At 50.2% G+C, this 14,386-nt stretch carries 11 protein-coding genes; all 11 read right to left on the reverse strand.

Annotated elements, in window-relative coordinates; all coding sequences use genetic code 11:
- Positions 1-81 precede the first annotated feature (81 nt).
- The 11 genes from accA to ispC all read right to left on the reverse strand — a co-directional run bounded on the left by accA (position 82) and on the right by ispC (position 14,331).
- A complete protein-coding gene (accA, locus tag VHA_RS17875) occupies positions 82-1,044 on the reverse strand; it encodes an acetyl-CoA carboxylase carboxyl transferase subunit alpha (RefSeq protein ID WP_040529205.1) in 963 nt (320 codons plus the stop codon).
- Between the two features lie 61 nt (positions 1,045-1,105).
- A complete protein-coding gene (dnaE, locus tag VHA_RS17880) occupies positions 1,106-4,585 on the reverse strand; it encodes a DNA polymerase III subunit alpha (protein WP_005506885.1) in 3,480 nt (1,159 codons plus the stop codon).
- Positions 4,586-4,650: 65 nt separating this feature from the next.
- Positions 4,651-5,253: a ribonuclease HII gene (gene rnhB / locus VHA_RS17885; RefSeq protein WP_005506886.1), complete on the reverse strand. Its 603-nt coding sequence runs from the start codon at positions 5,251-5,253 to the stop codon at positions 4,651-4,653.
- 3 nt (positions 5,254-5,256) lie between these two features.
- Entirely contained in the window at positions 5,257-6,396 is a 1,140-nt protein-coding gene (gene lpxB, locus VHA_RS17890; protein WP_005506888.1) for a lipid-A-disaccharide synthase, read from the reverse strand.
- Entirely contained in the window at positions 6,396-7,184 is a 789-nt protein-coding gene (lpxA, locus tag VHA_RS17895; protein WP_005506889.1) for an acyl-ACP--UDP-N-acetylglucosamine O-acyltransferase, read from the reverse strand. Before lpxA ends, lpxB begins: the two co-directional genes overlap by 1 nt.
- A 2-nt stretch (positions 7,185-7,186) precedes the next feature.
- Positions 7,187-7,639, reverse strand: coding sequence for a 3-hydroxyacyl-ACP dehydratase FabZ (fabZ, locus tag VHA_RS17900; protein WP_005506890.1), 453 nt, complete (start codon positions 7,637-7,639; stop codon positions 7,187-7,189).
- 141 nt (positions 7,640-7,780) lie between these two features.
- Entirely contained in the window at positions 7,781-8,806 is a 1,026-nt protein-coding gene (lpxD, locus tag VHA_RS17905; protein ID WP_005506891.1) for a UDP-3-O-(3-hydroxymyristoyl)glucosamine N-acyltransferase, read from the reverse strand.
- 8 nt (positions 8,807-8,814) lie between these two features.
- The gene (locus VHA_RS17910; RefSeq protein ID WP_005506892.1) at positions 8,815-9,324 is read right to left on the reverse strand and encodes an OmpH/Skp family outer membrane protein; all 510 of its coding nucleotides are present in this window, start codon (positions 9,322-9,324) and stop codon (positions 8,815-8,817) included.
- 21 nt (positions 9,325-9,345) lie between these two features.
- Entirely contained in the window at positions 9,346-11,745 is a 2,400-nt protein-coding gene (gene bamA, locus VHA_RS17915) for an outer membrane protein assembly factor BamA (RefSeq protein ID WP_040529339.1), read from the reverse strand.
- 37 nt (positions 11,746-11,782) lie between these two features.
- Positions 11,783-13,138, reverse strand: coding sequence for a sigma E protease regulator RseP (rseP, locus tag VHA_RS17920; RefSeq protein ID WP_005506895.1), 1,356 nt, complete (start codon positions 13,136-13,138; stop codon positions 11,783-11,785).
- A complete protein-coding gene (ispC, locus tag VHA_RS17925; protein ID WP_040529207.1) occupies positions 13,135-14,331 on the reverse strand; it encodes a 1-deoxy-D-xylulose-5-phosphate reductoisomerase in 1,197 nt (398 codons plus the stop codon). Before ispC ends, rseP begins: the two co-directional genes overlap by 4 nt.
- Between the last annotated feature and the right edge of the window lie 55 nt (positions 14,332-14,386).

The following is a 14,386-nucleotide window of genomic DNA, read 5'->3' on the forward strand; positions in this document are numbered from 1 at the left end:
GTTACTCACCGGAACATGTTGTTGATGTTCCCAAAAACAGGAAAGGGCCCGCAGGCCCTTTTCGTTATCAATCAAGATGACTTAGCAGTAACCATAACTCATCAAACGCTGGTAACGACGCTCACGCAGAACATCTGGATCCATTTGTGTCAGCTCTTCAAGCTGAGTCAACAAGTGCGCCTTGATGTTTTCTGCTGTCTTCGCGAAATCGCGGTGTGCACCGCCCATTGGCTCTTCGATAATGTTATCGATAAGCCCCAGCTCTTTCAGGCGCGGCGCCGTCATACCCATCGCTTCTGCTGCCTGTGGTGCTTTATCAGAATCACGCCAAAGGATAGACGCACAGCCTTCTGGCGAAATAACCGAGTAAGTTGAATACTGCAGCATGTTGACATAATCACCCACACCGATAGCCAATGCGCCGCCAGAGCCGCCTTCACCGACGACATTGACAATAATCGGCACCGTCAGGCCTGCCATCTCTTTCAGGTTACGGGCAATTGCCTCAGACTGACCACGCTCTTCTGCCCCAACGCCCGGATAAGCTCCGGCAGTGTCGATAAAGGTGATGATTGGCATCTTAAAGCGCTCAGCCATTTTCATCAGGCGCAACGCTTTACGATAACCTTCCGGCTTTGGCATGCCAAAGTTGCGGATCACTTTCTCGCGTGTTTCACGGCCTTTCTGGTGGCCAATGATCATCACAGGACGTCCGTCGATACGCGCCATCCCCCCCACAATCGCCTTGTCGTCCGCATATGCGCGATCACCGGCCAGCTCTTCAAATTCGGTAAAGATCAGGTCCGTATAGTCGAGTGTATAAGGGCGACGGGGATGACGCGCCAGTTGTGCAACCTGCCATGCCCCCAGATCGTTGAAGATCTTTCGGGTTAACTCGGCGCTTTTGGTCTCCAATTGCTCGATTTCTTTATCCAGGTTGACAGCCTCTGGATCGTCGCCGCGTTTGGACACTACACGCAGGGCTTCGATTTTTGCTTCCAACTCCGCGATTGGCTGTTCAAATTCAAGGAAATTAAGACTCATAGAGAAAGAATCCTGTTCAGGTAATAACGTCGCCCCGCCCATTCCTGACGGGGCCTAAGTATCAGTCAAATTCCAGCTCGACCTGTTTGTCGCCGAGCAGCGTTTTTAAATCGTCGATCAGCTTGTCATCCGGTGTAACACGCCACTCCGCACCTAAGACCAATTTGGCACGCGCATTGTCACGCTGATAGTAAAGGTTCACCGGTACTGTACCGGCACGGTGTGGCACCAGAATATCACTGAACCGTTCAAAAAATTTGTTATCAATTTGCCTGTCAGTCACAGAGATAGCAAGACCACGCAGGTACTTTTCACGCGCTTGGGATATATCAAGCACTTCTCGTGCCGACATTTTAAGGCCACCGTTGAAGTCATCAAAGCTGACCTGTCCGGATACCACCAAAATTCGGTCTTTTTCGATGAGATCCAGATACTTTTCCAGCGCATCTGAGAACAACATCACTTCCATACGGCCCGAGCGATCATCCAAAGTCAGGATACCGATACGTGTCCCCCGTTTGGTGGTCATGACACGGGCAGCAATCACCAGCCCCGCGACCGTTGATACCACATCACGTTTAGTGGCATGGGCATCTTCAAGGCGCCAGGTGATGTAATGTTTCAGCTCTTTCACATAGCTGTTTATTGGATGACCTGTCAGGTATAGTCCTAGGGTCTCTCGTTCCCCTTCCAGCCAGACTTTATCCGGCCACGGCGGCACTTTGGTGTATTTGTGCTCAACCTCTTCCGGAGCAGCAGTCAACACACCAAACATATCGGTTTGCCCAAACGCTTCCGCCTGATGATGTTGGCTGGCTGATTTCAGTGCGTCATCCAGTGATGCCATCATGGCAGCTCGGTGTGGTCCCAGCCTGTCCATCGCGCCTGACTGGATAAGTTTCTCAATCACGCGCTTGTTCACTTTTTTGGTGTCGATGCGGGCACAGAAGTCGAACAAGTCGCGGAAGTATCCGCCTTCTTCACGGGCCTTGATGATGTTTTCAATCGGCGCTTCACCCACCCCTTTGATCGCCCCGATACCGTAAACAATCTCACCTTTCTCGTTCACATTGAAACGGTAAAGACCTGCATTCACATCCGGCGGTAGTATGGTGAGTTTCATCCGGCGGCACTCTTCCACCAACCCCACTATCTTGTCGGTATTATCCATATCAGCGGTCATCACCGCTGCCATGAATTCTGCCGGGAAGTGGGTTTTGAGCCAAAGCGTCTGGTAGGAAACCAGTGCGTAGGCGGCAGAGTGCGATTTGTTGAAACCGTACCCGGCAAATTTCTCTACCAGGTCAAAGATGCGCATCGCCAGTTCGCCGTCAACGCCATTTTTGATCGCGCCCTGTTCGAAGGTCGCGCGTTGCTTGGCCATCTCTTCGGGCTTTTTCTTACCCATTGCACGGCGCAAAAGATCAGCGCCCCCCAGTGAGTAGCCCGCGAGCACCTGCGCAATCTGCATCACCTGTTCCTGATAGAGGATGATGCCGTAGGTGGGATCAAGGATCTCTTTTAGTGACTCGTGTTGCCACTTTTCGTCCGGGTATGAGACGGCTTCACGACCGTGCTTACGGTCGATGAAGTTATCTACCATGCCCGATTGCAGTGGCCCTGGGCGGAACAGCGCCACCAGTGCGATCATGTCTTCGAAACAGTCAGGTTTCAGGCGCTTTATCAGTTCCTTCATACCCCGCGATTCAAGCTGGAATACCGCCGTTGTCTCCGCGTTTTGAAGCAACCGGAATGACGCCTGATCATCCATTTTAATAGCGTCAATACGCACTGGCGCCTGACCCATTTTCTCCAGGCGCGGGTTAATCATCGATAACGCCCAGTCGATAATGGTCAGGGTACGTAGGCCGAGAAAGTCAAATTTAACCAGACCAGCGGTTTCCACATCGTTCTTGTCAAACTGGGTTACCGGGAAATTGCCTTCACTATCACAATACAGTGGCGCGAAGTCAGTAATAGTCGTAGGCGATATAACCACGCCACCCGCATGCTTACCGGCGTTACGGGTACACCCCTCAAGAATACGGCAGGTGTCAATCAGCTCGCGGACTTCTTCGTCAGCTTCATAGAGTTCAGCCAGCTGGGGCTCTGCCTCAAACGCCTTCGCCAGTGTCATGCCCGGATCGGGTGGTACTAACTTGGAAATACGGTCAACGAAACCGTAGGGGTGACCCAGCACCCGGCCGACATCGCGGATAACCGCTTTCGCTGCCATGGTACCGAAAGTGATGATTTGTGATACCGCATCACGGCCATACATCTCGGCGACGTGATCGATCACCTTATCACGTTTATCCATGCAGAAATCGACATCGAAGTCAGGCATGGAAACACGTTCCGGGTTGAGGAAACGTTCGAACAGCAGGTCAAATTCCAGCGGATCCAGATCGGTGATTTTCAGGGCGTACGCCACCAGCGAGCCTGCGCCGGAACCACGTCCCGGTCCCACTGGAATGTTGTTGTCCTTCGACCACTGGATAAACTCCATCACGATCAGGAAGTAACCCGGAAATCCCATCTGGTTAATAACCTGAAGTTCAATGTCCAGACGCTCATCGTATTCCGGACGTTTTTCGGCACGCACCTCAGGATCCGGGAACAGAAACTCGAGACGCTCCTCAAGCCCCTCTTTGGATTTTTTGATCAGGAACTCACCGATTTCCATGCCTTCTGTCGGGAAGTTAGGCAGGAAGTATTCATTCAGGCGCACCGTCACATTACAGCGCTTGGCGATTTCTACTGTGTTTGCCAGGGCTTCCGGAATGTCCTGGAACAGCTCACACATTTCCTCTTCGCTGCGAAGGTATTGTTGTGGGCTGTAATTTTTCGGCCTGCGCGGATCTTCAAGGGTATAGCCATCATGGATGGCAACACGGATTTCGTGGGCATCAAACAAATCCGGGGTCAGGAAGCACACTTCATTGGTGGCAACCACTGGCAGTCCCTGCTCTTCTGCAAACTCCACGGCAAAGTGCAGGTAGGCCTCTTCGTCGGCACGACCGGTGCGGATAAGCTCAATGTAATAGGCATCAGGGAAATGCTGCTGATAAAAAGCTGCGCACTGCGCCGCCAGCGCCATATTGCCTTTCAGCAACGCCTTACCCACATCACCGTTTTTGCCGCCAGAAAGGATAATCAGGCCATCCTTAAGCTCTGCCAGCCATTGGATGTCAATCACTGGCTGGTGCTGGATATGGCCGCGAAGATAGGCTTTTGAAATCAGTAGCGTCAGGTTTTTATACCCGGCATTATTGGCAGCCAGCACGGTAATTTGGCAAAGGTCATCACCAAAGGTGTCTGTCTGCATTTTAAAGTCAGCGCCGATGATCGGCTTCACACCACTGCTTTGTGCCGTGTTATAAAACTTCACCAGGCCACACAGGTTGGTGAAGTCAGTCAATGCCATGGCGGGCATACCAAGCTCTGCCACTTTTTTAACCAGTGGCGGCACTTTGCCAAGGCCATCGACCATGGAAAAGTCACTGTGAACACGGAGATGAATAAAGCGTGGGTCTGACATAGTACTCTTACGTGACTGATTTATGGTATTGAATGCAGGGAGAGTGAACCTCTCCCTGACAAGCATTATGCAATGCCAAGCGCCTTCTTAACAGGCTTAAAGCTCTTACGGTGCTCAAGGATCGCACCATGGGTAGCCAGTGCTTCAAAATGCACCTTGGTTGGGTAACCTTTGTGCTTGGCAAAGCCATATTGGGGATATTTGGCATCAAGCGCTTCCATTTCACGATCGCGGACTACTTTCGCCAGAATGGAAGCCGCGCTGATTTCGGCCACACGAAGGTCTCCCTTCACCACAGCCTGTGCAGGAACCGTTAACCCTTGGGGCACGCGATTGCCATCAATCAGCACAAAATCAGGCTTGATGTTCAGGCCCGCAACTGCGCGTTCCATAGCCAGCATGGTTGCGGAAAGAATATTGAGTTCATCAATCTCTTCCGGTTCAGCTCGCCCTAATGACCAGGCCAGTGCTTTTTCTTTTATCTCTTCAAACAGCACAGCACGTTTTTTGTCTGTCAGCTTTTTAGAGTCGGTTAAACCTTCAATCGGGTTATTGGGGTCTAAGATCACGGCAGCAGTGACAACCGCACCAACAAGCGGCCCACGGCCCACTTCATCTACGCCGGCAATCAGTCTGGCATCAGGGTATACAAAAGGTTCGAAATCCATCGACTACCGTCCTATCAATGTCAGCACGGCCTGTGCCGACGATTTATCGGCATCACAGCGGATGATGTCATGCAAACGGGTGAATTCAGCCATCAAAGCGCCATTGTCACTTTCCAGATAACCGGAAACGTCTTGCGCCAGGATGTCTGGCACACAGGCTTCCTGCAATCGCTCTGGCACCAGCTCCCGGCCTGCAAGGATATTGGGCAAAGAAACAAATTCGGTTTTCAGCATGCGCCTGGCAATCCAGGCGGTAATAGCATTCACTTTGTAACCCACCACCATCGGCCGTTTGACCAACATACACTCAAGCGCTACCGTACCGGATGCCAACAACACAGCGTCAGACGCGGTGATCACATTGCGCGCGGTATCGTCGACCAGCACAAAATCAAGCTCTGGTGCTGTTTGCTGCCAGGCTTGTTCAAACTGCACCCGGCGCTTTTCATTCACCAGGGCAACCACAAATGCCAAATCGGGGTATTTCGCGTTGAGCAGTTTGCAGGTTTCAATGAACACCGGTGCCAGCTGTTTCATTTCGCCGCCCCGGCTTCCCGGCAAAACAGCAAGGTAGCGTTTATCCTGCTCCAGTCCCAACAAGGTTTTTGCAGCGGCTTTGTCGCTGACCATAGGGATATCATCCGCCATGGTGTGACCAACAAAATGGCACGGCACATCAAATTGGTCGTAAAACGCTTTTTCAAACGGTAGGAGCGCCAGTACCAGATCAGTCGCAGCGGCGATTTTAAAAATACGCTTCTGTCGCCAGGCCCAGACGCTGGGACTGACATAATGCACCGTTTTTATTCCGTTTTCTTTGAGGGATTTTTCCAACCGAAGGTTGAAATCCGGCGCATCGATGCCAACGAACACATCCGGTGGATGGGCAATAAAGTGGTCCACCAGTTCACGTTTCACTTGCAGCAACCGACGCAGCCGCCCAAGCACTTCCACCAGCCCCATGACAGCCAGCTCTTCCATATCGAACAGGGTTTCACAACCGAGGGCTTTCATGCGTGGACCGCCGATGCCCACAAATTCCGCATCCGGGTACATTTCTTTCACCGCACGGATAAAACCCGCACCTAAAATATCGCCGGAGAGTTCCCCGGCGACGATTCCAATTCGAAGTGGCTTAGTCATTAGCGAATGATGCCCCGGCTTGACTTGGCAAAGAAATCGATGAAAAGCTGCAGCGCTTCTTCTTCTTTTGCCATTTCCGCCACTTGCTGTTTGGCTTCGTCCAGAGTTTTCCCCGAACGGTAAAGCACCTTATAAACAGCACGAATCGCTTTAATGGCGCTCTTCTCAAAACCGCGACGTTTCAAGCCTTCTACGTTAATACCAAATGGTGCGCAGTGGTTACCCTGAGCCATCACGTAAGGCGGCACGTCCTGAACCACAATCGAACCACCGCCCAGCATGCAATGGCTGCCAATGGTGCAAAATTGGTGGATCGCACTCATACCGCCCACAATCGCATAGTCACCTACAGTCACATGACCCGCGAGAGTTGCATTGTTGGCAAAGATACAACGATCACCAATAGTGCAATCATGCGCCACATGCGCGTTTATCATGAACAGGTTATCGCTGCCCACTTTCGTGACGCCGTTATCTTGAACCGTACCACGGTGCATGGTGACACTTTCACGGATAGTGTTGCGATCACCAATGATCAATGTGGTTGGTTCACCCGCATATTTCAAATCCTGACACTCTTCGCCAATAGAAGCGAACTGGAAGATCTTGTTGTCACGGCCAATCTTGGTTGGTCCTTTGATCACAACGTGAGTGTTGACTTCGGTGCCTTCACCGATTTCCACACCAGCACCTATGAATGAAAACGCACCAATCTTGACATTCGCGCCAAGCGTTACGCCTTCTTCAACAACGGCTGTTGGGTGGATTTGTGCGGTTTCATGAATCACGGTTAAAACTCTCTTCTGGCACATTTCAGATCAGCAGAGCATACGACTTTGCCGTCAACTTTTGCCACACCGGTAAATGCAGCAATACCGCGGCGCTCTTTGATAAATTCAACTTCCAGAACCAGTTGATCACCTGGGGTTACCGGCGCGCGGAATTTTGCGTTGTCGATGCTGGCAAAATAGTAAAGCTCGTTTTCTTTTGGCTGACCAAACGTTTTAAATGCCAACAGGCCAGTTGCCTGAGCCATCGCTTCAAGGATCAATACACCTGGGAAAACGGCCAGTTGCGGGAAATGCCCGGTAAATTGAGGCTCGTTGACTGACACATTTTTGATCGCATGAAGGTATTTGCCTTCTTCAAAATCGGTCACGCGGTCAATCAGCAAAAAAGGATAACGGTGTGGCAGCAAGTCTTTAATTTCGTTAACTGTCAGGATTTTATTTTCGCGACTCAAAGTTTTATTCCCGTGTGAAATACTTATTATAGGTCGTTGAAATGACTGAGAACACAAATGGCCTACACTGCAGGTTCACGGGCGTTTCCATTCAAAATCCACGCACACAGAACCACCAGAGTAGGCCATTGCGGATGGCGGTTACTCGCTGTCTTCCAGTTGTTTTTCAACGGCTTTCAATCGTTTATGCATCTCTTCAATCTTCAGGACCCGGGCAGCGGTTTTGCGCCACTCCTTGTTAGTCTGAAGAGGGATACCTGAAGAATACATACCAGGTTCAGTGATAGGTCGCATCACCATCGCCATACCTGTGATCGTGACACCATCTGTGATTTCCATATGGCCATTAAAGACGCTCGCACCACCAATGATGCACTGCTTGCCGACTTTAAGGCTGCCCGCCATCACCGTTGCGCCAGCAATGGCAGTGTTTTCACCGATCGAGACATTATGCGCGATCTGGCACTGGTTGTCGATGATCACACCATCAGCAATCACAGTATCTTCGATCGCGCCACGGTCGATGGTCGTACAAGCACCAATTTCGACACGATCACCAATCACCACCCGGCCTACCTGTGGAATTTTCACCCAGCGCCCTTTGTCATTGGCATACCCGAAACCATCAGAGCCAATAACAGTACCAGATTGAATCAGGCAAGATTTTCCTATAACCACGTCATGGTAAACCGTCACATTCGCCCAAAGGCGTGTGTTTGCCCCTAACTTGGCATTTTTACCGATAAAGCAACCCGCACCAATCTGCACGCTGTCGCCCAGCTCAACCCCCTCTTCAATCACTGCATTGTGGCCGATAGAGACACCGTCACCCAATTTGGCTGAAGGTGAAACATACGCACTCGGTGCAATGTCAGTCGCACACGGAGGGGTACTGTCCAATAGTTGTGCTGTGAGTGCATAACCCAAATACGGGTCTTTCATCACCAATGCATTTCCGGTGCAGTAAGCGAGGTCGGCTTCCTTGACCATCACGGCACTTGCCTGGCATTCGGCAAGGTGCTTGCGGTATTTACTGCTGGACAAAAATGTAATTTGCCCTTCGCCAGCTTTATCCATACCCGCGATTTCGCTGATTTGTACGCTGCCATCACCGTGCAATTCAGCACCCAGTTTTTCCGCTAATTCAGCGAGCGTAATAGAAGCCATTCTCTACCTTATTTCATTGCTTTCAGTACTTTTTCTGACAGGTCATCTTCCGGGCTGGCATAAAGCACGGCCTGACGCTCGATCACCATGTCATAGCCTTCTTTTTGGGCAATATCTGTGATTGCTTTCTGTAACTTCTGAAAAAGTTTACGCTCTTCTTCAACGCTACGCTTACGCTGATCTTCCTGAAGGTTTTTTGCTTTCAGTTTAAACTCTGCATCCATAGACTGAAGTTCACGCTGCAGTTTTGTGCGATCTTTCTCGCTCATCAACTCGCCGTTACGTTGCAGTTTTTCAACGCCTTTTTCCAAATCGGCTTTCAGACGTTCAACCTGTGCAATTTGATCTTTGAACTCTTTGCGCAGCTTTTCGTTGATATTGCTTTCCTGCGCCATTTGCGCAATCACCGGCCCTGTTGCAACATAACCGATTTTTTGCGCAGCTTCCGCGGCTGTTGCATACATGGAAGCAGTAACAATGGCGAGACTAAGGCCCGCCGCTTTGATAGTAGGTTTCAAGCTTTTCTCCTAACGTTGAGATCAGAATGTACGGCCGATGGTAAAGGTGAAGAATTCCTCATCATCACCTTCATACTTCTTAATAGGTTTGGACAGCGAAAAGACCAGAGGCCCCATCGGTGAGCGCCATTGGATTGCTACCCCGTATGACGCACGGTAGTTTGACGGATCGCTGTAATCATAGATATATTCCTGTCCGCTGATCACCCGGGCATTGTCTAAGTCGTACTCAGTATCCCAAACAGAAGCCGCATCAACAAATACACTGGTGCGAAGTGAATTTTTCATTTCAGCAGAAACAAACGGTGTTGGCACAATCAGCTCAACGCTAGCCAGAGCAATAGCATTCCCCCCAACGGAGTCATTACTGCCCACCAATGCCGGGTTATTCCCCGCACCTTGGTCATATACAGCTCTCGGTCCTGCGGTGTTTGAGCGGAAGCCTCGTAATGTCGAATAACCACCAGCGTAGAAATTCTCATAAAATGGCAACAAGTAATCGTTATCACCGTTTTGACCATAGCCATTACCGTACCCCAGTCGGCCACGCATCAATAGTGAGAAATTATGGTCTTCATCAAGCGGAAAGTACTGGCGTATATCGTACTGTAACTTGAAATACTGGGTGTCAGACCCAGGCACAGTCATACGGAATGACGCGCGCTGATAGCTACCGGCTGTCGGGAAAAAGCCACGGTTGAGGTTATTCCGGGTCCAACTGACAGACCAATCAAAGTCATCGACTTCAAGTCCCCCATCGTCCGTCACATTATCTTCCATCGAGTCCAGGAATTTCTGGATCTGGTAATATCCCCCCAGATTCTCAATCTGGCGGTGGGTATACCCCAAAGAGAAGTCAAAGAAATTGATTTCATCAAACGGGAAGCCCCAGGTCAGGCTAGTGCCATAGCTTTTATCCGTATAATCAACAATGTTTGCATCAGACGCTTCAAACTCATTGTAGAAAATCTTACCACCAAGGCTGATGCCATCGAGGGTGAAGTAAGGATCACGGTAATCTAATGTCAGGTTTTTCTGGAAATCATTAACCATGGCGTTGATACCAAAGCGATTACCAGTACCTGCAAAGTTATCCTGCTGCAAGCCTGCCTGGAAGCTGATACCCGACTCAGTCCCGTAGCCAATACCAAAGTTGACGCTACCCGAATTGGTTTCTTTTACGACATACTCAACATCGACCTGATCATCAGTACCCGGCACACGGGTGGTACGGACATCCACCGTCTCAAAGAAACCCAGACGATTCAGACGGTCTTTACTGGTCTCGACAGATTTCGCATTCAGCCAGGAGCCTTCCATCTGGCGCATTTCACGACGCAATACTTCGTCTTTAGTGATTTGGTTACCGGAAAATTTAATATTGCGAACGTAAATACGTTTACCCGGTTCCACATTCACATTCAGCGCAACCGTGTTGGCTTCATCATCAAAGTCCGGAATGGTCGAAACCTGTGGGTAGGCATAGCCCTGCTCACCCAGCTTGCGCTTGATTTCATCTTCAAGGTGAGTAACTTTCTCGCCATTATAGGTCTCACCCACGTCAAACTGGACCAGAGACGCAAATGTTTCGCTGTCTTTACCGCCACGGAAATTGACTTCAGAGACCGTATAAGGTTCTCCCTCGTCGATATTCAGGGTGATATATACGCCCTTTTTGTCCGGAGAAATAGAGACATTGGCAGACTCGACACGGAATTTCAGGTAACCCCGGTTGAGGTAGAAAGAGCGGAGGTTTTCCAAATCACCGGCCAATGCCTGCTTTTGGTATTGCTCATTAGCCAGAAAGTTCCACCAGGGCACATCAGCACGGAGCTTGAAAATACCTCTCAGCTCTTCATCAGAGAAGACATCGTTGCCGATGATATTGATTTGCTGAATCTTGGCGGACATACCTTCGGTAAAAACAAACTTCACATCGGCACGGTTACGTGGCAAAGGCGTGATCACGGTATCGACCAACGCATTGTACTTACCGACACTGTAGTAAAAATCTTCCAGACCTTTCTCAATGTTCGACAGTTTAGTGCGGTCCAGAGACTCGCCCACGCGGAGCCCTGATGCAGCGAGATTCTCCTGGAGCATTTCTTCTTTAATGGCCTTATTACCTGAAAAAGAAATGCTGGCAATTGTTGGCCGTTCGATGACTTCCACCAACAGGTCATCACCATCACGATATACACGGACGTCCTCGAAGTTACCGGTAGAAAACAAAGATTTAATGATCCCGGACACATCATTTTCGTCGATGTTGTCGCCAACCCTTACCGGCATTGCGAGCAACGCAGCACCGAGGCTGACACGCTGAAGCCCCTCAAATCGAATATCATCCACTACGAACTCATCGGCCGTAACAGAACTGGAGAAGAGAAGAGAGGCCAATAGAAGTTTTTTCATCGCCATTGCTTGCTCTGACATTTCCTTGCTAAACGCTGAATGTTTATAGTCGGGCGAAATCGTTAAAAATCGCGACTGCCATCAATGCTACGATGACAGCAGTGCCTACCCGATATCCCATATCCTGCACTCGTTCAGAGACGGGGCGACGTGTCACGGCTTCAATACCAAAAAACAACAGGTGTCCGCCATCAAGAACCGGTAACGGTAACAGGTTTATAATGCCTAAATTAACGCTGATCAGTGCGAGAAAGCCAAGAAAGTATACCAGACCAAAGTCTGCGGTCATCCCTGCACCTTTTGCAATTGAGATAGGCCCACTCAAATTTTTCACTGCCACGTCACCGGTGAACAGCTTTTTAATCATGCCAGCAGTCAATGTGACAACCTGCCAGGTTTTATCCAGTGCCGCAGGAATGGCATCCAATGGCCCATGTTGCAGCACCAGCTTGTGTGATTCAGGCCAAGGCGCCACTTCAGGTGCAAACCCAGCATAGCCAATCGCCTTGCCTTCTTGTTCTTTGGAATCAGGGGTTAACATCAGGGTCAACTCACGACCGTCACGCAACACCACCATAGAAATGACTTTGCCTGGATTAGCACGAATCAAATCAACCACTGCCTCCCAGCCAGAAACCGGCGTACCGTTGATAGCCAGCAACTCATCGTTGACCATCAACCCCGCCCGTTCTGCCGCACTTCCTTCCATCACCTGGGCAATCACATTGGTGATATCAGGGCGATAGGGGATCATTCCCAGTGTACGCAGTGCCGATTCGGACTCAGGATCAAAAGACCAGGCATCCAGTTCGAGCTTTTTCTCTAACACGTATCCTGCATGCTCATCAGGTTTAACCGCCAGCATCATTTCATTGTCACCAATATGGGCAATGAGCTGGAGGTTAACCGATTCCCAATCTGGCGTTTTGATACCAGATATCTCAGTTAGTTCCATTCCCGGCTCGATCCCGGCCTGCGCAGCGATAGATTGTGGAACCACATCACCAATAATGGGTTTTACCACCGGTACGCCAATAAGCGCTACCAACCAATAAGCGACAACCGCAAACAGAAAGTTAGCTACAGGGCCAGCCGCGACAATGGCGCTGCGCTGCCACAGTGGACGGTTGTTAAATGCCTGCTCACGAAGCGCCGGTGGCACATCGCCTACGCGCTCATCCAGCATTTTCACATACCCACCAAGCGGTATCATCGCCAGAGTATATTCAGTGCCATCCTTACCGGTTTTCTGCCAGATGGCTTTACCAAAACCAATAGAAAAGCGTTCTACCTTAACACCACATTTCCGAGCAACCCAAAAGTGACCGTACTCATGCACTGCAATCAGGATACCGAGGGCTATCAGGAAAAACAGTAAGTTCCAAAGTATGGCGCTCATTCCATTAACTCCGTAATCGTTTGACGTGCTATTGCTCGCGCCTTGTCATCTATTTCTAAGAGGCTTTCGAGACAGGAAGGTTCAGAGAGCTCTGCCCGTTGTAACACAGCATCGTTAACCTCAGCAATCTGCATAAAGCCAATATGCTGTTGCAAAAACGCGTCTACAGCCACTTCATTTGCTGCATTCAGTGTGGTGGTCGCTGCCTGCCCTACATAACAGGCATCAATGGCAAGCTTTAAGCAGGGATAACGGTTGAAATCTGGTTTGAGAAAAGTCAATTCACCCACTTCACTGAAATCAAGTGGTTTTACACCTGCTTCAATACGTGCTGGATACGCCATGGCATAAGCAATCGGCGTGCACATATCGGGACGTCCCATTTGAGCCAGCACAGAGCCATCACGGTACTGAACCATGGAATGAATCACAGACTGAGGGTGAATGATCACGTCCAGCTGCTCACGCTGAGCATTGAACAACCATCTTGCCTCAATATACTCCAGACCCTTGTTCATCATAGTTGCAGAGTCCACAGATATTTTAGGCCCCATAGACCAGTTAGGGTGGTCTATGGCCTGCGCAGGCGTCACTGACGGTAATACGTCCAAATCGGTATAGCGAAACGGGCCACCAGAGCCAGTCAGCAGGATTTTACTCACCCCTTCAGCGGAAAGGTCGCAAATACCCGGTTGGGATTGAATACGTTGCGGCAGACATTGGAAAATCGCATTGTGCTCGCTGTCCACCGGCAACAGCTCAGCACCATACCGGTGAACAGCATCAATAAAGAATTGCCCAGACATCACTAAGGCTTCTTTGTTCGCCAGCAAAATACGTTTGCCTGCTTTCACGGCGGCCATGGTCGGTAACAAACCTGCGGCCCCAACTACCGCCGCCATCACGGTATCCACCTCATCATGCGCTGCCAGTGTGGACAAACCTTCAATACCGCTCAACACGTCCGTCGAACAGCCTTGGTTGCGAAGTGCCAGACGCAGTGCATCTGCAGCATCCGGGTTTGCCATCGCAGCAAATTTAGGACGCCACTTCAGGCACAACAGAATCATGTCATTCACATTGGCATTCGCCGCCAACGCAAACACTTCATAAGCGTGAAGATTCTTTTCAATCACAGAGAGCGTGCTGGTGCCAATGGAACCGGTCGCACCAAGAATCGTTATCTTACGCATAGCATTCTCAATTTTTTGTTTCATCAGGCCCAGATATACGTCACCGACTTAACGT

The organism is Grimontia hollisae CIP 101886 (genome assembly GCF_000176515.1).
GTDB classification, from domain to species: Bacteria; Pseudomonadota; Gammaproteobacteria; order Enterobacterales; family Vibrionaceae; genus Enterovibrio; species Enterovibrio hollisae.